General features: G+C 74.1%; 19 protein-coding genes. 10 read left to right on the forward strand and 9 right to left on the reverse strand.

Annotated elements, in window-relative coordinates; all coding sequences use genetic code 11:
- Positions 1-25: 25 nt before the first annotated feature.
- On the reverse strand, positions 26-541 hold the full coding sequence (locus FHD63_RS10980) for a mycothiol transferase (protein ID WP_139722109.1): 516 nt from the start codon (positions 539-541) through the stop codon (positions 26-28).
- A 118-nt stretch (positions 542-659) separates the two neighbouring features.
- Between FHD63_RS10980 and FHD63_RS10985 the strand changes: the two genes are divergently transcribed.
- From FHD63_RS10985 to FHD63_RS11000, 4 genes are all read left to right on the forward strand, one after another.
- Positions 660-1,886: a glycosyltransferase gene (locus FHD63_RS10985; RefSeq protein ID WP_139722110.1), complete on the forward strand. Its 1,227-nt coding sequence runs from the start codon at positions 660-662 to the stop codon at positions 1,884-1,886.
- On the forward strand, positions 1,883-2,593 hold the full coding sequence (locus FHD63_RS10990; RefSeq protein ID WP_238705628.1) for a TVP38/TMEM64 family protein: 711 nt from the start codon (positions 1,883-1,885) through the stop codon (positions 2,591-2,593). Before FHD63_RS10985 ends, FHD63_RS10990 begins: the two co-directional genes overlap by 4 nt.
- Before the next feature lie 11 nt (positions 2,594-2,604).
- On the forward strand, positions 2,605-3,693 hold the full coding sequence (locus FHD63_RS10995) for a glycosyltransferase family 4 protein (RefSeq protein WP_139722111.1): 1,089 nt from the start codon (positions 2,605-2,607) through the stop codon (positions 3,691-3,693).
- A 92-nt stretch (positions 3,694-3,785) separates the two neighbouring features.
- A complete protein-coding gene (locus tag FHD63_RS11000; protein ID WP_139722112.1) occupies positions 3,786-5,369 on the forward strand; it encodes an inorganic phosphate transporter in 1,584 nt (527 codons plus the stop codon).
- Positions 5,370-5,409: 40 nt separating this feature from the next.
- On the opposite strand, the gene FHD63_RS11005 is transcribed toward FHD63_RS11000, so the two are convergent.
- Positions 5,410-6,177, reverse strand: coding sequence for a sugar nucleotide-binding protein (locus FHD63_RS11005; RefSeq protein ID WP_139722113.1), 768 nt, complete (start codon positions 6,175-6,177; stop codon positions 5,410-5,412).
- 145 nt (positions 6,178-6,322) lie between these two features.
- On the opposite strand from FHD63_RS11005, the gene FHD63_RS11010 reads away from it, so the two are divergent.
- From FHD63_RS11010 to FHD63_RS16645, 4 genes are all read left to right on the forward strand, one after another.
- Positions 6,323-6,727 (forward strand): secondary thiamine-phosphate synthase enzyme YjbQ, encoded by a 405-nt coding sequence (locus tag FHD63_RS11010; protein ID WP_139722114.1) that lies wholly within the window; start codon positions 6,323-6,325, stop codon positions 6,725-6,727.
- A gap of 78 nt (positions 6,728-6,805) precedes the next feature.
- Positions 6,806-8,158 (forward strand): MFS transporter, encoded by a 1,353-nt coding sequence (locus FHD63_RS11015; RefSeq protein ID WP_139722115.1) that lies wholly within the window; start codon positions 6,806-6,808, stop codon positions 8,156-8,158.
- Positions 8,155-9,300, forward strand: coding sequence for a pyridoxal phosphate-dependent decarboxylase family protein (locus FHD63_RS11020; protein ID WP_238705629.1), 1,146 nt, complete (start codon positions 8,155-8,157; stop codon positions 9,298-9,300). Before FHD63_RS11015 ends, FHD63_RS11020 begins: the two co-directional genes overlap by 4 nt.
- Positions 9,234-9,647: a hypothetical protein gene (locus FHD63_RS16645; protein ID WP_238705630.1), complete on the forward strand. Its 414-nt coding sequence runs from the start codon at positions 9,234-9,236 to the stop codon at positions 9,645-9,647. The genes FHD63_RS11020 and FHD63_RS16645 overlap by 67 nt, the downstream gene beginning before the upstream one ends.
- Positions 9,648-9,781: 134 nt before the next feature.
- On the opposite strand, the gene FHD63_RS11025 is transcribed toward FHD63_RS16645, so the two are convergent.
- Positions 9,782-11,263, reverse strand: coding sequence for an MFS transporter (locus FHD63_RS11025; RefSeq protein WP_238705631.1), 1,482 nt, complete (start codon positions 11,261-11,263; stop codon positions 9,782-9,784).
- A 286-nt stretch (positions 11,264-11,549) separates the two neighbouring features.
- On the opposite strand from FHD63_RS11025, the gene FHD63_RS11030 reads away from it, so the two are divergent.
- Positions 11,550-11,939, forward strand: coding sequence for a hypothetical protein (locus tag FHD63_RS11030; RefSeq protein ID WP_139722116.1), 390 nt, complete (start codon positions 11,550-11,552; stop codon positions 11,937-11,939).
- On the opposite strand, the gene FHD63_RS11035 is transcribed toward FHD63_RS11030, so the two are convergent.
- Positions 11,929-12,213: a helix-turn-helix transcriptional regulator gene (locus tag FHD63_RS11035; protein ID WP_139722117.1), complete on the reverse strand. Its 285-nt coding sequence runs from the start codon at positions 12,211-12,213 to the stop codon at positions 11,929-11,931. The two genes, FHD63_RS11030 and FHD63_RS11035, sit on opposite strands and share 11 nt — an antisense overlap.
- A 32-nt stretch (positions 12,214-12,245) precedes the next feature.
- Here FHD63_RS11035 and map point away from each other — a divergent pair, with 32 nt between their 5' ends.
- Positions 12,246-13,040, forward strand: a complete 795-nt coding sequence (gene map / locus FHD63_RS11040; protein WP_139722118.1) for a type I methionyl aminopeptidase — start codon at positions 12,246-12,248, stop codon at positions 13,038-13,040.
- Positions 13,041-13,795: 755 nt separating this feature from the next.
- Here the strand turns inward: map and FHD63_RS16650 are convergent.
- From FHD63_RS16650 to FHD63_RS11070, 5 genes are all read right to left on the reverse strand, one after another.
- Positions 13,796-14,800: an alpha/beta hydrolase gene (locus FHD63_RS16650; RefSeq protein ID WP_139722120.1), complete on the reverse strand. Its 1,005-nt coding sequence runs from the start codon at positions 14,798-14,800 to the stop codon at positions 13,796-13,798.
- Positions 14,801-14,868: 68 nt separating this feature from the next.
- Positions 14,869-15,954, reverse strand: a complete 1,086-nt coding sequence (ychF, locus tag FHD63_RS11055; RefSeq protein WP_139722121.1) for a redox-regulated ATPase YchF — start codon at positions 15,952-15,954, stop codon at positions 14,869-14,871.
- A gap of 83 nt (positions 15,955-16,037) precedes the next feature.
- Positions 16,038-16,478: an alternative ribosome rescue aminoacyl-tRNA hydrolase ArfB gene (arfB, locus tag FHD63_RS11060; RefSeq protein WP_139722122.1), complete on the reverse strand. Its 441-nt coding sequence runs from the start codon at positions 16,476-16,478 to the stop codon at positions 16,038-16,040.
- A gap of 33 nt (positions 16,479-16,511) precedes the next feature.
- Entirely contained in the window at positions 16,512-17,492 is a 981-nt protein-coding gene (locus tag FHD63_RS11065; RefSeq protein WP_238705633.1) for an alpha/beta fold hydrolase, read from the reverse strand.
- Complete coding sequence (locus FHD63_RS11070) at positions 17,489-18,223, reverse strand: 3-hydroxybutyrate dehydrogenase (protein WP_139722123.1); 735 nt, start codon at positions 18,221-18,223, stop codon at positions 17,489-17,491. The genes FHD63_RS11065 and FHD63_RS11070 overlap by 4 nt, the downstream gene beginning before the upstream one ends.
- Between the last annotated feature and the right edge of the window lie 141 nt (positions 18,224-18,364).

The raw sequence follows: 18,364 nt of genomic DNA on the forward strand, positions 1-18,364 counted from the left end.
GGGGTGCGCGGGCCGGGGCCGGCCCTCAGCCCTGCCGGCGCCGCACGAGACCCGCGACGTACTCCGCCTGCCCGAGGTGCTTGAGCGCGTCCTCGAGGACCGAGCAGAGCCGCACGCCGACGGTCACCGGAGGGTCGTAGGAGTCGTCCAGGACGCGCGCCATACCCGGGGCGTCCAGCCCGTCCACCAGCCGACGCGTGAGCTCGTGGACGGCACCCGCATACCCCACCAGCAGCTGCGGGTCGTCCAGCGCGAACCGGCCGACCTCCGCGGGGTCCTGCCCGTAGCCCATCGCGTCCGGGGGGTAGGGCAGGTCGAACCGCTCGCGCCACCCCTGGTCCCAGGCCTGCTCCCGACCCAGGAGCGGCGCGAGCTGGGCGTCCTGCTGCCGGAGCAGGTGCCACAGCAGCCACCCCGCGGGGTTCGCCTCGTCGTCGGGCCGCCACCGCAGCTGCTCGGGCGACAGGCCGTCGACCACGGCACCCACCCCCTCCTCCACGCGCGAGAAGCCGTCGACGAGCAGGTCCTGGAAGGCGTCCATGGACGGCACGCTAATGCGGCACCGTCGCCAGCGCCCCCGGACGCTGGGGGGTATCCCCCCACGTCCGAGGTGGCCCGCCCCATGGCCGCAGGGAGGTGCGGGCGGACACGATGTCGGCATGCCCGATCAGCCGTCCGTCAGCCTGCGGTCGCCGCGGCACCGCGAGCCGCGGCGACACCGGCCCGGGCGGCGCCGGGTCCTGCTGCTCACCGACTCCTACCGGCCCACCGTCAACGGGGTCGTCAGCTCGGTCGACGAGCTGCGTCGGGGGCTGCGGGAGGCGGGGCACGAGGTCCGCGTGCTGACGGTGGGACCGACCCGTCGCACCACCTTCGACGGGGAGGTCTACCGGCTGCCGTCCCTGGACGCCAGCCACCTCTACCCGCACGCCAGGCTGGGTCGGCCGGTCGACGGGGACCTGCTCGCCGACCTGGTCCGGTGGCGCCCCCAGGTCCTGCACTCGCACACCGAGTTCGTCGCCTTCTGGTGGGCCCGGCGACTCGCGCACCGGCTGTCGGTCCCGCACGTGCACACCTACCACACGCTGTACGCCGACTACACGCACTACTTCTGCCCGCACGAGCGGCTGGGCCGGGCGCTGTGCGCCTCGTTCGCCCGGCACACCCTGGACCGGACCGACCTCGTCGTCGCTCCGACCGAGAAGATCCGCCGGCTCCTCCAGGGGTATGCCGTGCGCCCACCGATCGCGGTCGTGCCGACCGGGGTGGACCTGGGCCGGTTCACCCCCGGCCCCCGGCCCCCGGGGCTGGCCGCCTCGCTGGCCCTGGACCCGGACGTCCCGGTCCTGCTCAGCCTGGGGCGTCTGGCCACCGAGAAGAACCTCGCCGAGGTCCTCGACCGGCTCGCCGGCGTCGCGGACCCGTGGCAGCTGGTCGTCGCCGGCGACGGGCCGCAGGCAGGGACCCTGCGCCGGCAGGCGGACCAGCTCGGGCTGGGCGACCGGGTGCGCTTCGTGGGCGCGGTCGAGCCGTCCCGGGCCCCGGAGTTCTACCGCCTGGCCGACGTCTTCGTCTCCGCCTCGCGCACCGAGACCCAGGGGCTGACCGTCCTGGAGGCCCTGGCCAGCGGGGTCCCGGTGCTGTGCCGCGACGACGCCGCCCTCGACGGCGTCGTGCGGGCGGGCCGCAACGGCGAGCGCTACACGACCCCGGAGGAGTTCACCCGGTCGCTGACCCTGCTGCTGCGGCACCCGGACCTGCGGCGGCGGTGGGGCCGCGAGGCCGTCCGGACCGCCGCCGGTCTCGGCGCGGAGAGCTTCGTCGCCGGGATCTGCGCGGCCTACGACCAGGCTGCCGGAGCGGGCAGCAGCGCGGTGGCCGCGTGAGCACCGAGCTGCTCCCGGGTCTCGGCCACCACCCGGTCGAGCCCGACGCCGTGGTGGCACCTGCGCCCGTCGCCGGCCCGGACGGCCCCGAGGGGTCCCCGGCCAGGTCCGAGGGCGCTCAGGTCTGGCTGCGCCGGGCCCGCGGCGTCGCGGTGGGCGGCTGGCTGACGCTGGCCGTGGCCGTGGTCTGGGGCGTGCGGTCAGGGGCGCTCACCTCCGTGACCGACCTGCGCGAGCTGCTCGCGAGCACCGGCGTCCTCGCCCCCGTCGTCTACACGCTGGTCGGGGCGGCCGAGGCGGTCTTCCCGGTGGTGCCGGGCTCGGTGACGATCCTCGCCGGGCCGGTGCTCTTCGGGCCGGTCGTCGGCCTGGTCGCCGCCTACTGCGCGACCTGCCTGGGCTCCGTCGCGGTGTTCGCCCTGTCCCGCTACGTCGGTCAGGACCTGCTCACCGCCCGCTTCCGACCCGCCATCGTGCGGCGGTGGCTCGGCTGGCTGCAGCACCGCCGCTTCACCGGGTGGTTCGCCCTCGGGATCGCCCTGCCCCTGGCCCCCGACGACCTGCTCTGCTGCCTCGCCGGGCTGTCCAGGATGCGCTGGCGCACCTTCGTCCTGGTCGTCCTGCTGCTTAAGCCGTGGGCGCTGGTCGTCTACACCCTCGGTGTCGTCAGCCTGCTGGACCGCTGGGTCCCCGGGCTGGCCGGGTGAGGAGGGCACGGATGAGCGCGACGGCACCCCTCGTGGTCAACATGGCCAGCGAGAGCGACATCAGCGTGCAGGGCCACGGCGTGCACTCGGCCTACCTCGAGATGGCGCGCGCCCTGGAGCGGCGCGACGACGTGGGCGTGGTGCACGGCGTCTACGGGAGGCGGGTGGACTGCGACGTCTACCACCTGCACACCCTCGGCTGGGCGGTGTGGCCCAAGCTGCTCGACCCGCGCCGACCGACGGTGGTGTCGGCCCACGTGGTCCCGGACTCCCTCGTGGGGTCGCTGCGGTGGGCCCGGGCGTGGCGGCCCCTGGCCCGGTGGTACATGCGCTGGTTCTACGGGCGGGCGGACCGCGTCCTCGCCGTGTCGGCCGCCGTCGCCCGGACGCTGCAGACCGAGCTGGACGTGCCGCCCGAGCGGATCGAGACCGTCCCCAACACCATCGACACGCGGGTGCTGCGGACCGACGACGCCGGTCGTGCCCTGGCCCGCCGACGGCTGGGGACGGCCCCGGGCACCTTCCTCGTGGTCGGCGTCGGGCAGGTGCAGCCGCGCAAGCGGGTCGACGTCTTCGTCCGGCTGGCGCGCGAGCACCCCGACGTCCACTTCGTGTGGCTGGGCGGCATACCGTTCGGCCGGCTGGGGGCCGAGCACGGCGCCATGCGCCGGATGATGCAGGACGCCCCGCCCAACCTGCGGTTCACGGGCGCGGTCCCGCGGACGGACGTGACGTCATACCTGCACGCGGCCGACGCCTTCTGCCTGCCCGCGGAGCAGGAGAACCACCCTCTGTGCGTCCTCGAGGCCGCCGCGGCCGGCCTGCCGGTCGTCGTCCGCGACCTCCGCGAGTACGACGACACCTTCGGCGCGGACGTGCTGCGCTGCGGCGAGGACGACTTCGCCGCCGCCATCACCTCGCTGCGGACGGACCCCGAGAGGTATGCCGAGGGTCGCCGGGGTGCGGCCCGCATCGCGGCGCGGTTCGACAGCACCGCCGCCGCCGAGCGTCTCGTCGACCTCTACCGGGAGGTGGTGGACCGGGGCGGGAGAGAGTCGGCCGGGGAGCGTGCGGGGAGGTCCTCGCCGCGGCAGGACTGAGCACGGATTGCTCCTGGGCAGCGAGCCGGTTACGGTCAGGTGTCTCGTGAGTGGCCTGCGGGCCTCCCGTCCCCGCGCCGCGGGTGAAAGGTATGGCCCCGGTGAAGCTGACGGAGTATCGCCAGATCGAGCACATCACCACCCGTGGTCCGGCCCAGCTCCGCCGGCTCGCCCTGGCCGCGGTCTTCCTCGCCGGGGTGATCGTCTTCACCCGCACCCAGTTCGGTCACCTGGACCAGGCCTGGCTGCTCATCGCCGCGGCGCTCATCGGCGGCTACATGGCGATGAACATCGGTGCCAACGACGTCGCCAACAACGTCGGTCCGGCGGTCGGCTCCCGGGCCATGACCCTGGGGACGGCGATCGTCATCGCCGCCGTCTTCGAGGCGGCCGGCGCGATCATCGCCGGGGGCGACGTCGTCAGCACCGTCAAGAACGGCATCATCGACCCCGCCGACATCGGCGACCCCATGGTCTTCGTGTGGGTGATGATCGGCGCCCTGCTCGGCGCGGCCATCTGGCTCAACATCGCCACCTGGCTCGGCGCCCCGGTGTCGACGACCCACTCCATCGTCGGCGGCGTGATGGGCGCCGGCATCGCCTCCTCCGGCTTCGCGATCGTCAACTGGCCGGTCATGGGCGCCATCGCCGCCAGCTGGGTCATCTCGCCCCTCGTGGGCGGGCTGCTGGCCGCGGCGCTGCTCTACGTGCTCGAGCGCAAGGTGCTGTGGCAGGTGGACCCGGTCCAGGCCGCGATCCGCTACCTGCCCTACCTGCTGGGGCTCATGGCCGGGGCCTTCACCACCTACATCGCCCTCAAGGGCGTGCAGAACGTCCTCTCGATCAGCAGCCCGGTCGCCTTCGGCCTCGGCCTGGTCGCCGGTGTCATCACCTTCCTCCTCACCCGACCCGGCATCGCCCGCCGCTCCTCCTCCCTGCAGCAGTCGCGGGAGGGCGTCAACACGCTGTTCACCATCCCCCTGGTGGCCGCCGCCGCCCTCCTGTCCTTCGCGCACGGCGCCAATGACGTCGCCAACGCGGTCGGCCCGCTCGCGGGCGTGGTCGAGGCCCTCACCAGCGACGGGGTCAGCGCGGACAGCGAGGCCGGCATCCCGCTGTGGGTGCTCGTCATCGGCGCCGTCGGCATCTCGCTCGGGCTCGCGCTGTACGGCCCCCGCCTCATCCGCACCGTCGGCTCCGAGATCACCCAGCTGGACCGCTCGCGGGCCTTCTGCGTGGCCCTCAGCGCCGCCCTGACCGTCATCGTGGCGAGCCAGCTCGGGCTGCCGGTCAGCTCCACCCACGTGGCGCTCGGCGGCATCTTCGGGGTCGGGTTCCTCCGCGAGTACCTCGACCAGCGGATGGCCAAGGCCGTCGAGGACGTCCTCCACAGCCACCAGGGCGACGAGCACATCGCCGAGGTGGAGCGGATGCTCTACACCTTCGTGAACGCCGACGCCGAGACCAAGCGGGACATGCTGAGCCAGCTCAGCGACATGGGGCACGAGGCGGTCATCACCGCCGCCCAGCGGCGCAAGCTCAAGAAGGCGCTCAAGCGCCAGCAGGTGCGGCGCGAGCACCTCTTCCGGATCGTCTCGGCGTGGATCATCACGGTGCCGGCCTCGGCGGTGCTGTCCGCCCTGTTCTACTTCGCCCTGCGCGGGATGATGGTCTGACCCTCCGGGCGGCACCCGGCCCCTCGGTCCGCGACCCGGCTCACGTGCGGGCGGAGAAGGGCCTGATGAGGTCCTCGTCGCCGACCAGGCGCGTGTCGTGGTCCAGCTCCTCGTGCTCCTCCACCGTCCACGCGTGCCCGGTCACCCGCGCGACGTGCCGCACCACCTGCGGGAAGCTCCACGCGTCGGCGGCGTTGCCGTCGAGGTGGACGGTGCCGGTCCGTGCGGACGTCGCCAGGTCGGTGAGCGCGGTGGCCGTGTCCGCCATCCACGAGGTCGCCGGGCGCCACCGCCGGCTCGCCCGGACGACGTCCCCCGAGGCCTCCGCCTGGGCGGCGAGCTGGGCCACCATGTTGTTGCCGACCCCGTCGGGGTCCGCCTGCCAGCCGATGCGCGCGACGACCGCCTCCGGGTAGGCCGCCCGCACCGCCTGCTCGCACCGCGCCTTGTAGCTGCCGTAGTCGTCCCGCGCGGTCGGGGTGTCGCCGGGCCGGAACGGGCCGTCCGGGTCGCCGGGGGCGTCACCGAAGACCGAGACCGAGCTGGTGACGACGAAGGGGAGGGCGTGCTCGCGGGCGTGGGCCGCCAGGCGGCCGGCCCACGCCTCGGCGCCCATGCCGAGGTGGAAGATGCCGGCCGGCCGGACCTCGGCGAGGAAGGCCTCCCCCGCCTCCACGTCGTCGGGCGGCACCGCCGCCCGGTCCCAGCCGACGACCTCGCCGCCCAGCTCGACCACCCGGGCCGCCACTTTCGGCGCCACCGTGCCGTTCAGGCCCGTGATGAGCCAGGTCCCGTCCATCCGTGCCATGGCCGCACGCTACCGGTGCGACCTGCGCACCGCGGGCACCGGGCATACCGTCGGCGGATGGGCACGGTGCGCGTCGGGATCTCGGGCTGGCGGCGGCCGTCTCCCCGCCCTGACAGCACCCGGGGCCATCGGCGATGCTGGGGGCATGCAGACGACGACGCTGGACCTGAGGACCGGGGGCGAGGAGGTCGTGCACGACCTGACCCGCGAGTGCGAGCGCTTCGTCGCCGGGCTGGGCGACGGGCTGCTGCACGTCTTCGTCCCGCACGCCACGGCGGGCATTGCCATCATCGAGACCGGGGCCGGCTCGGACGACGACCTGCTCGCTGCCCTGGGTGACCTGCTGCCGGCCGACGACCGGTGGCGGCACGCCCACGGCAGCCGCGGCCACGGCCGCTCGCACGTCATGCCCGCGCTCGTCCCGCCGTACGCCTCCGTCCCGGTCGACGGCGGGCGGCTGGCCCTCGGCACCTGGCAGAGCATCTGCCTCGTGGACCTCAACGTGGACAACGCCGCCCGGAGGGTCCGGCTGGACTTCCTCGAGGGCTGACCGCCCGGCCCGGCCCTGCCCGGCTCGGTGCGGGCGCGTCGGGGCCGTGCGGCCCGACGGCTGGCTACCCTGCTCACCATGAGCCCCCGCCTGCCCCGCTCCGCCGTGCTGGGGTATGCCGCGGGCAGCGTCGGCACCGGGGGCTTCAGCACCCTGCCGGGCCTGGTCCTGGCCTACTACCTCACCGACACCCTGGCGGTCCCGGCGCTCCTGGCGACGCTGGTCGTCATCCTCCCCAAGGTCTGGGACGTCCTCATCGACCCCGCGGTGGGGGCGCGCAGCGACCGGCACGCCGCCACCGGCACCGGGCGCACGCGCCTGATGCTGGCCGGCGCCCTGACCCTGCCGGTGGGCTTCGTCGGCATGTTCGCCGTCCCCGACCCCCTGGGGCCGGCCGCCGCCGGCCTGTGGGTCCTGGTCTTCTTCGTCCTCGCGACGACGTCGTTCTCCTGCTTCCAGGTGCCCTACATCGCCCTGCCCGCCGACCTGACCGAGGCCTACCGCGAGCGCACCCGCGTCATGGCGTGGCGCATCGCGGTGCTGGCGCTGGCCATCCTGCTGGTGGGCGCCGGTGGACCCGCCCTGCGCGACGCCGCAGGAGGCGGCCGGTCCGGCTACCTCACCATGGCCCTGGGCATCGCCCTGCTGCTGCTCGCCGGAATGGTGGCGACCGTCGTCACGACCCGCGCCCATCTGCGCCGACCGCCGACCCCGGCGCCCGCGGACGCGGACGCGGGCGGTTACCGCGCCGGGCTCGTCGCCTGGCGGGAGGTCGCGGCATACCGGGTCCTGCTCTCGGTCTTCGTCCTCCAGGCCGTGGCGACCGGCGTCATGCTCGCGGCGGCGCAGTACGTCGCCGCCTACACGCTCGGGGACGAAGCCGCCCTGACGCTGCTCTTCGTCGCGCTCGTCGCACCGGCGCTGCTCGTCATGCCGCTGTGGACGCGGTATGCCGCCTCCCGCGGCAAGCGCCCCGCGCTCGCCCTCGCCTCGGGCGTCTTCGCCATGGCCGGCCTCGGTCTCGCCGGGATGCCCTGGCTGCCGGGAGGGTGGGTCTACCTCCTGGTGGGGGTCGCCGGGGTGGCGTACGCCGGGATGCAGCTGTTCCCGCTGGCCATGCTGCCCGACGTCATCGCCACGGCCGGCCGCGAGCGGGGCGGCGCGATGAGCGGGCTGTGGACCGCGGGAGAGACGGCCGGGCTGGCCCTGGGCCCGGTCGTGGTCCTGCTCCTGCTCGCCGCCACCGGGTTCCGTTCGAGCACCGCCGGCGAGCAGCTCGCCCAGCCGGCCGCGGCCGAGACCGCGATCGTCCTCGCCTTCTCGGTCGTCCCCGCCCTGCTGGTGGCCCTCAGCCTGCTGGTGCTGCGGCGCTACACCGAGCCGGCCGTCCCGAGCAGCACTCCCGTCCCCGCCCCGGAAGGCACCGCATGAGCGACGACGAGCAGGTCCTGGCCCGCCTCGACACCTACCGTGCCCACGACGCCCCCACCCACGGGGGCCGCGTGCTGAGCTACGTCTACGACAGCGGCCTGGCCGAGCTCGACGCGCTCGCCGCCGCCGCGGCCGCACGGGTGCAGCCGGTCAACGGGCTCGACCCGACCACCTTCCCCTCCGTCGCGCTCCTGCAGGCGGACCTGCTGGCGTTCGCCCGCGAGGTGCTGCACGGCCCCGCCGGCACGAGCGGTGCGGTGACCTCCGGCGGCACCGAGAGCATCATGCTCGCCGTCCTCGCGGCCCGGGAACGGTGGCGCGAGGACCGACCCGGGGACCGGCGCACGCCGCGGGTCGTGGCGCCCTCGACCGCGCACGCCGCCTTCCACAAGGCGGCGCACTACCTCGGTCTGGAGATGGTGACCGTCCCGGTGGACCCGGCCACCGGCACCCTTCCCGCGGAGCACCTCGCCGCGCACCTGGACGAGGCGACGGCCCTCGCGGTCGCGAGCGCCCCGGCATACCCCCACGGCGTCCTCGACCCGGTCGTCGGGATCGCGGCGGCGGCGGCCGAGCGGGGCATCCCCTGCCACGTCGACGCCTGCGTCGGCGGGTTCGTGCTGCCGTGGTGGGAGGGGACGCCGCCGTGGGACCTCGGGGTCCCGGGCGTGAGCAGCATCTCGGCCGACCTGCACAAGTTCGGCTACGCCCCCAAGGGGGCCTCGGTGCTGCTGGTCGCCGACCCCGCCCTGGACCGCGCCCGCTACTACGCGTTGACCGACTGGCCCGGCTACCCGGTGGTCAACCCGACCGTGCTGGGCTCGCGCTCGGCGATGTCCCTGGCCGCGGCGTGGGCGGTGGTCACCCGCCTCGGGGCCCAGGGGTATGCCGACCTCACCGCCGGGCTGGCCCGCGTCACCGCGGCGGTCCGGCAGGTCGTCGAGGACATCCCCGGCCTGCAGGTGGTCGGTGCGCCGGTCGGGCCGCTGCTCGCCGTCGGCGCCGACCCGACCGTGCCGGCGGGCGGGCAGGGGATTCGCACGCGTGGGCCCAGGCCGTCGCGGCCCGGGGCTTCGTGCTGCAGGGCCAGCCCGCCCTGGCCCAGACCGACGGGACCGTCCTGCCCCGCACGACGCACCTGACCCTCACCCCGGCGACCGCAGGCGTGCTGGACGAGCTGGCGGCGGCGCTGCGCGCCGGCGCCGACGACGTCCGCGGGCAGGCGGCGGCGCACGGCGTCGGGGACGCGCGCGAGGATGCGGCCGCCCCCGCCACCGGGGATTCGGCGGCCCCCGCGGACCTGCCCGACCCGGTGGCCCTCGCCCGCGCCGCCCGGGAGACCGGCGACCTCGACCTGCCGTCGGTGCTGGCCCTCATCGAAGCCCTGCCCCGCGAGCAGAGCGCCCGCCTGCTCGTCGACTTCCTGGCCGCCTTCACCGCTCCGCCCGACCAGGCAGGAGCTGGCACGGGGCTGAGGCCTGACCGCTGAGCAGCTGAGAGCTGGGGAGCTGAGCGGCTGAGGCCTGACCGCCGAGCGGCTGAGGGCTGAGGGCTGAGGGCTGAGGGCTGAGGGCTGAGGGTGGCGGCACCTGGCGCCCGGCCGGGTGGCTCGGCCCACCGGCGCTACCCCTGGGCGCTGCTCTGCTGCTCGTCGGCCTCCTCTGCCCGCTGGACCGCGGCCCGGTGACGTCCGTCCCACACCGCCGCGGCCAGCGCGGCGAGGAGCAGCACCAGCGCGACGCCGAGCGCCGCGCGCAGCCCGGTGGCTGCGTCGTCGTTCGCGCCGACGCCGACCTGGTAGGCGGTGACCAGCACCGCCGCGCCGATGGCCGACCCGACCCGCTGGCCGGTCTGCAGGGCTCCCCCCGCGGCCCCGCCCATGCGCTGCGGCACCTTCGCGAGGGTGAGGGTGAAGTTGGGCGACACCACGGCGCCACCCCCCAGCCCGGCGAGCAGCAGCGGTGCCGCCAGCGCGAGCCACAGCCACGGGCTGTCCTGGAAGGGCCCGACCAGGACGCCCAGCACGAGGAGGCCGCTCATCATGACCAGCAGGGCCCGGACGACCAGCGACCGGCCCACCCGGGTCACCGCCCGGCCGGCCCACGGCGAGGAGACCGCCGAGCCGACCGCGAAGGGGGTCAGCAGCAGGCCGGTCATGAGCGTGGAGTAGCCGAGCCCGTCCTGCAGGAAGATGGACAGCACGAGGAAGACACCGGTGAACCCGGTGAAGTAGAGCGTGCCGACGACGATCCCGTTGGCGTAGCCCGGGGTGCGCCGGAGCAGGTCGACGTCGAGCAGGGGCATCCCGCCGGTGCGCGCCAGCCGCTTCTCGTAGGACAGGAACGCCCAGGCCAGGACGGGGACGCCGACGAGCAGCGCCAGCGCCCAGGTGTCCCCCGACTCCAGCGCCACGACGGGGAGCAGCAGGCACATGACGGCAGCCCCCAGGAGCAGCGCACCGACCAGGTCCAGGCGCGGGTCCTGGTCCTTGCCCCGCAGGTCCGGGACGATGCGGGCGATGGCGACGAGGAGCGCCAGCCCGATGGGGACGTTGACGAGGAACACCCAGCGCCAGCCGCCCTCCTCCCCGGCGAGGGTGATGATCACCCCGCCCAGGACCGGCCCGATGCCGGAGGCCACCGAGACGACCAGGCCGAACAACCCGAAGGCCCGGCCCCGCTCGGCGCCGGTGAACAGGTCCTGGATGAGGCCGGTGTTCTGCGGTGCCAGCAGACCGGCGGACAACCCCTGCACGAGCCGCGCGGCGACGAGCACCCCGGCCGTCGGCGCCAGCCCGCAGGCGGCGCTGGCCAGCACGAACCCCGTCAGGCCGACGAGCATGAGCCGCCGCCGGCCCCAGGCGTCCCCGAGCCGGCCGCCGGTGACGAGCATGAGGCCGAAGGTGAGGGCATACCCCGAGACCACCCACTGGATGGAGGCCGCCGAGGTGTCCAGGCCCTCGCGCATCGAGGGGATGGCGACGTTGACGATGGTCACGTCCAGCAGGGACATGAAGCCGACCGCCAGCGTCACCGCCAGGATGCGCCAGCGGGCCGGGTCGGGGTCGGGGGTGGTCTCGGTGCGGGTGGTGCGGTCAGCCGTCACGTCGCGCTCGTCCAGGTCACCGACCCATGCTAGGCGGCACCACCGACAGCCGCCCCTCGACGCGGATGCCCGCCCACCGGCTCGTGCCGTGCTCCTCCCCGCGCGCGCCCGGCAGTCGCCCTGGACCATCAGCCGCCCGGTCCACCATCAGCCGCCCGGTCATCCATCAGCCTCGTGGAGGAGGACGACGGTTGACGAACCGGCCGAAGGCGGACGAACCGGCCGAGGGTCATGGCCCCCGCCGTCGATATCCTGGCTCCTCCGGCCATCCCTTTGAAGGAGCACCATGCAGAACTCGTCCATGCCGCGCACCACCACCCTCCTCGGGGTCGTGCTCGTCGCCGTGGGGGTGGTCGGCTGGCTCGCCGCGGGGATGTCGAGCTGGACCGCCCTCATCCCGGCCGTCCTCGGCGCGGTGCTGGCGGTCTGCGGCCTGCTGGGCCGCAGCAACCCGAAGGTCTGGATCCACGCCGCCCTGGTCGTGGCGCTGCTCGGCGCCCTCGGGACCATCCGCAACGTCCTGGGCCTGGCCGACCTGGCCTCCGGGGACGCCGAGCGCCCGCTGGCCGTCGTCGCCGGGACCATCACCTTCGTGCTGCTGGTCGCCTACCTCGTCCTCGGCATCCGTTCGTTCGTCGCCGTGCGCCGCGCGCGTCGTCAGCAGGTCAGCGGCTGAGGCGTTCGACGGCCGACCCGCCGCGCAGCTCCGCCGCCGCGATCTCTCCCCACAGGTGGTCGAGGGAGACCCCCAGCACCGCTGCCACGGAGGCCACGAGCGGGAACGACGGCGTGGCGATGCGGCCGGTCTCGATCTTGCGCAGGGTCTCCGGGGACACCCCGGCCGCGAGCGCGACGTCGAGCACGGGCCGGTCCCCCCGGGCCTGCCGCAGCAGGGACCCCAGGCGACGACCGCGCTCGCGGTCCTGGGCGGTGAGCGGCAGTCTGACCATGGTGGGACGATCATACCGGTATAGTTATGGGCATGGTGGAGATCCTCGATCCTGAGCAGCTCGACCGGGCCCGCGCGTCCGGCCGGCTCGTCGGCGAGATCCTCGCGACGGTCCGCGAGCGGGCCCGCGCCGGCACCAACCTGCTAGAGATCGACCGCTGGGCCGAGGAGATGATCCTCGGCGCCGGTGCCGAGTCCTGCTACGTCGACTACGCGCCGTCCTTCGGGCGCGGCCCCTTCGGCCACTACATCTGCACCTCGGTCAACGACGCCGTCCTCCACGGCCTGCCGCACGACGACACCCTGGTGGACGGCGACCTCGTCAGCCTCGACCTCGCGCTCATCCTGGACGGGGTGGCCGCGGACGCGGCGGTGAGCTTCGTGGTCGGCGGGTCTGCCCGCCCCGAGGACGAGCGGATGATCGAGACGACCGAGCGCGCCCTGGCCGCGGCGGTCGCCGCCGCCACCGTCGGCGCCCGGACCGGGGACGTCTCGCACGCCATCGGCACCGTCCTCACCGAGGCCGGGTATGCCGTGAACCTCGAGTTCGGCGGGCACGGGATCGGCACGACGATGCACCAGGACCCGCATGTCGCCAACGACGGCCGACCCGGGCGCGGCTACCGGCTCCGGGCGGGCATGCTCCTCGCCCTGGAGCCCTGGGTGATGGCCGACACCGACCGCCTGGTCATGGACCCCGACGGCTGGACGCTGCGCAGCGCGACCGGCTGCCGGACCGCCCACAGCGAGCACACCGTCGCCATCACCGACGACGGCCCCGAGATCCTCACCTCGGCCAGGGACGGGAGTGCACCGGCCGGACGGTGAGACGCGGCGGCCTCCCGGGCGGGTGCGCGGCGGCGGGCCGGACGAGCGAGGCCACCGGCAGCAGGAACCAGTGCCGGTGCAGGCACCAGGACCTTCGCGTGCTCGACCGGGCCGTCGGTGCTCTCGAGCACGTCGCGCCACTGCACCTGCGCGACGGCGCCGCACTCGGGGCACGTGGTCATGTCCATGGCCGTTCCTCCTCCCGCGCATCGTGTCGGCGCGCGGTCGTCCTGCCTCTGAGAGGCCAGGACGAGCCCGGAGATACCCGACGAACGACGTGACCTCACGGCCGAGAGCGCCCACGATGTCGCGCCCCTGCACTGACCGCGCCGTCGCGCGCCGGTGGCAGACCGTGCCAGGCATCGTGCGACCGGCTGCGCGAGGCGCTGCGGGTGACGCGGGTGGAGGTCGCTGCCGACGCGCCGTCCGGGCCGGCCACCCGCACCTGCGCGACATGTTGCGATCTCTGGAGCAGGACCACTCGACGATCGCCGCCCTGCTGAGTGCCGTGCAGGAGGCGGTGGACCAGCGCGCGGACGCGTCCGAGCTCGATCGCCGTCTCGAAGCCGTCGCGGCCGTCATGGAGTCCCACGTCGGCTACGAGGAGCGTCAGCTCCTGTCGGTCCTCGCGGTCCGGTGCAGGACGTCACACGTTGAAGCGGAACTCCACGGCGTCGCCACGGCTGGGAACGCATGCACGCCTCACCGGGCCAGACCGGTCTCAGGGCTACGGTCCCTCACCGCGCATGGCCGACTCAGCTGCCTCTCCGCTGGTCATCCAGCACCTGTTCCATCTCATCCGAAACCTCGTCCAGGAGGACCTGGAAGCCGGGCTCCTCGAGGGGGAAGTGGCCGCAGCCAGGAAGCATCACGACCCGGGTCTTGCCGTGAAGCCGACCAAGGTAGTCGAGGCTGAGCTCCGGCATAGTCCAACGATCCTCGGCCGGATGCAACAGCACGACCGGTGGTCCTTGGTATTGCTCGGGTGGAATAGCCGGACCTGCCTCGAGGAACGAGCGGTACCAGCCCACCGGCATCGCGCCACCACCGCCGCACGGGTCGGTGAGCACTGCATGACTGAGGCCAGGGTCGTTCGAAATCGCAGACATAGGGGTCAGCAGGCGGACCGGGATCCGTGGATTCGCCGCTGGCCCCCGGGCGAACTGCAGCAGTGGCAATCCCAGCCACGCTATCCACGGGGCTCGCACGATGGCGGCAGCAATGCCCGGCCGAGTCGGGTCGAGCAGGCAGGTCGCGATGACCCGCTTGGCCAGTCCGGTCACTGCAGCGGTGTCGACCGCGAGGGCACCACCCATGCTCGCCCCGACGAGGACAAGTGGCCGCTCGTCATGCTCGCGACCCACGAGATCGACGAGCAGCTGCTGCCAGTCGCCATAACTGACGCTGCGGCGTCCACGCCGCACCCGGATCGTTCGCCCGTAACCGGGCAGATCGACCACCGTAACCCGAGCGCCCAGTCCACTCAGGTGTGCAGCGTAGGGCCACATCGCCGCCGCGTTCCCTCCCGCTCCATGGACCAGCAGCATTCGGACCGAAGCCGTCGGGGCACCCACGTGCTCGATGTGCAGGTCCCACGAACCACCCCCGTCCGGCGCATCCCACCTCCACGACGAGGCCACCCGCCGCACTGGTGCAGGGACGAGGCGCACGAAAGGCTCGTACCGGCGGTCCGTGGAGTCAAGTCGGCCAGTCCGTGCCGGTGGCACCTTCGCTCGACCCTTCGAAAGCGCCCCATTCATACCCGCAATGTTACGGGAGTGCCAGGTGTCAGGGACTGATGCGCAGGTAGGTGGGTCAGAAGCCTGTATTAGACATTGAACCTAAATTCAACCACGTCGCCGTCGGCCATGACGTAGTCCTTGCCCTCGATGCGCACCTTGCCCGCCTCCTTGGCCTTCGCCATGGAGCCCAGCTCGTCGAGCGCCTCGAAGCTGACGATCTCGGCCTTGATGAAGCCGCGCTCGAAGTCGGTGTGGATCACCCCGGCCGCCTGCGGCGCGGTCGAGCCCTGACGGATCGTCCAGGCGCGCGACTCCTTGGGGCCGGCGGTGAGGTAGGTCTGCAGCCCGAGAGTGTCGAAACCGACCCGCGCCAGCTGGTCCAGCCCCGGCTCGGTGACCCCGACCGACTCCAGCAGCTCGCGGGCCTCGTCGTCCTCGAGCTCGGCGAGGTCGGCCTCGAGCTTGGCGGACAGGTAGATCGCCTCCGCCGGCGCGACGGTGGCCGCCAGCTCGGCGTGGAGGGCCTCGTCGGTGAGGCCGTCCTCGTCGAGGTTGAAGACGTAGAGGAAGGGCTTGGTCGTGAGCAGACCCAGGCCGCGCGCGACGGACATGTCGACGCCGGCCGCCTCGCCCGCGGCATACAGCGTGTCGCCCCGCTCGAGCACCTGCTGGGCGGCGAGCGCGGTGTCCAGGACCGCCTTGTCGGTGCGCTTGCCCTTCACCTCCTTCTCCAGACGCGGTATGGCGTTCTCCAGCGTCTGCAGGTCCGCCAGGACGAGCTCGGTGTTGATGGTCTCGATGTCGTCGCTCGGGCTGATCCGGCCGTCGACGTGCACGACGTCGTCGTCGCGGAAGGCGCGGACCACCTGGCAGATCGCGTCGGCCTCCCGGATGTTGGCCAGGAACTTGTTGCCCAGCCCCTCCCCCTCGCTGGCGCCGCGCACGATCCCGGCGATGTCGACGAAGCTCACGGTGGCGGGCAGGATCTTGGCGCTGCCGTGGATCTGCGCCAGCCGGTCCAGCCGCGGGTCCTTGAGCGGCACCACCCCGATGTTGGGCTCGATCGTGGCGAAGGGGTAGTTCGCCGCGAGCACGGAGTTCTTGGTCAGCGCGTTGAAGAGCGTGGACTTGCCCACGTTGGGCAGGCCGACGATTCCGATGGTGAGTGCCACGGGGTCAGCAGTCTAGTCGCCGTGGCGCGCCTCCCGGACCGAGGCCGGGTGGACGACGCACGGCCGGCCGACCACGACCGGGCTCACTCCGCGCCGGGGCGACGGCGCAGCTGCTTGACCTGGGAGCGCCTCGTCTTCGCCTCGGCCCGGCGTCGGCGGGAGCCGCGGGTCGGCCGGGTGGGACGACGCACGACCGGCGGGGTCACCGCCTCCCGCAGCAGCTCCGCGAGACGTCGCCGGGCGGCGGCGCGGTTGCGCAGCTGGGTGCGGTGCTCGCTCGCGGCGACGGTGAGCACGGTGCCGGACAGGCGGGACGCCAGCCGGGCCAGGACGCGGGCCCGCAGCTCCTCGTCCAGGGCCGTGGTCGTGGCCAGGTCCAGGCTGAGCTGCACCCGCGTGTCGGCGGTGTTGACGCCCTGCCCGCCGGGCCCTGAGGAGCGGGAGAACTGCTCGACGAGCTCGACGGCGGGCACCCGCAGACCGTGCGGGGCGCCGGGGCCCGGGGTCACGTCGAGGTCGTCCACCCGGCCAGTCTGGCGCAGCCCGGCGCCGGCCGGTCAGCCGGAGCCCGGTGCGTCGCCCGACGGGGTCACGCCCAGGTCCGCACCCAGGTGCGGCAGCAGCTGCCGCACCCCGTGCGCGCCGAGCACGACGGTGTAGTGGTTGACGTCATCGACCTCGACCATCCGCAGCGTGGGCAGCTGCCGGGTCCACCGGTCGCGGGCGGCGTCGGGGTAGAGCGGAGGCACCTCGTCCAGGAGTCCGCGGGGCGCGACGTACCACGTCGCCGGCCGCGACGGCACCTCCTCCAGCGCGGCCTGGACGGCCGCCCCGTCGACGAGCTCGCGGATGTCCTCCTGCAGCGCCGCCGGCCGGGTCGCCGGTCGCAGCTCCGGCTCCTCCCCCACCAGGTCGTAGTCGACGTAGGCGGTGACGACCTCGTCCTGGTACGGCCCGAGGGCCGGGTGCTCGCCCCAGAACTCCCGGTATGCCGCGCGGCTGGGGAAGGTCGCCCGCAGCCGGTCCGCGGCCGGTCCCAGCACCGCGGCCGCCACGTCCTGCGGGGCCACGCCCGGGGGTGGGAGCAGCGGCATACCCCCGTCGACGAGGTGCAGGCTGCGCACCAGGCGCGGGTGCCGGTCGGCGAGCACCAGCGCGACGAAGGCCCCCATCGAGTGCCCGACCGCGACCGCCTGGCGCACGCCCAGGTGGTCGAGGGCGGCGGCCACGTCGTCGGCGTGCAGGGCCATGCCGTAGGGCGCCGGGAGGTCGCGGGAGCGTCCACGACCCCGCAGGTCGGGGGCGACGACGCGCACCCCGGGCAGGGCCTGGGCGAGTCGCGCCCAGGCCACGTGGGAGGAGGTGATGCCGTGGACGAGCACCGCCGTCGGCACCTCCGCACCGGGGGCGACCGCGTCCTCGGGCTCCCACACACCGACGTGCAGGTCTCCCCCGTCCACCGGCACCGCGACCGAGCGGTAGCGGGGGCCGAGCACCGCGGAGACGCTGTCGGGCAGCGGCTGGGTCGTCGTGCTCACTGGGCCGTCCACCCCCCGTCCAGGGTGTAGGACGCACCCGTCACCATGGCCGCGTCGTCGGAGACGAGGTAGGCCACCAGGGCGGCGACCTCCGCCGGCTCGACCAGCCGCTTGACGGCGGACCGGGTCAGCATGACCTTCTCGACCACCTCGTCCTCGCCGATCCCGTGGGTGGCCGCCTGGTCGGCGATCTGCGCCTCCACCAGGGGCGTGCGCACGTAGCCCGGGTTGACGCAGTTGCTCGTCACCCCGTGCGGGGCTCCCTCCAGCGCCACGACCTTGGACAGCCCCTCCAGCCCGTGCTTGGCCGAGACGTAGGCCGACTTGAAGGCCGAGGCCCGCAGGCCGTGCGCCGAGGAGATGTTGACGACCCGCCCCCAGCCCCGGGCGTACATCCCCGGGAGCGCGGCCCGTGCCAGCAGGAAGGGCGCCTCGAGCATGAGGCGGTGGATGAGCCGGAAGTCCTCGGGGGCGAGCTCGTGGACCGGCGCCACCCGCTGCACCCCGGCGTTGTTGACGAGCACGTCGCAGTCCACCGCCGTCGACTCCAGCGTCGCGGTGTCCGCCAGGTCCACCGTCCAGGGGCGGGCACCGATCTCCTCGGCGAGCGCCGCGGCCCCCCGCTCGTCCCGGTCGGCGACGACGACGTCCAGGCCGTCCGCCGCCAGCCGGCGGGCGACCGCAGCACCGATGCCGCTCGCCCCGCCGGTCACGATCGCGGTGCGGGTCATGTCCGCTCTCCGTCCGTCGTCGTGGGACCCTCGATCAGGGCCATCAGCTGCTCGAAGACCGTCTCCGGGATCCGGCCCTCCTGCTCCCAGAGGACCCGGCGAAGGTCGGCGGGCTCGGCCCGCCGGCCGACGCGGCGGCGC

It is taken from the genome of Serinicoccus chungangensis (genome assembly GCF_006337125.1).
Lineage (GTDB): Bacteria > Actinomycetota > Actinomycetes > Actinomycetales > Dermatophilaceae > Ornithinicoccus > Ornithinicoccus chungangensis.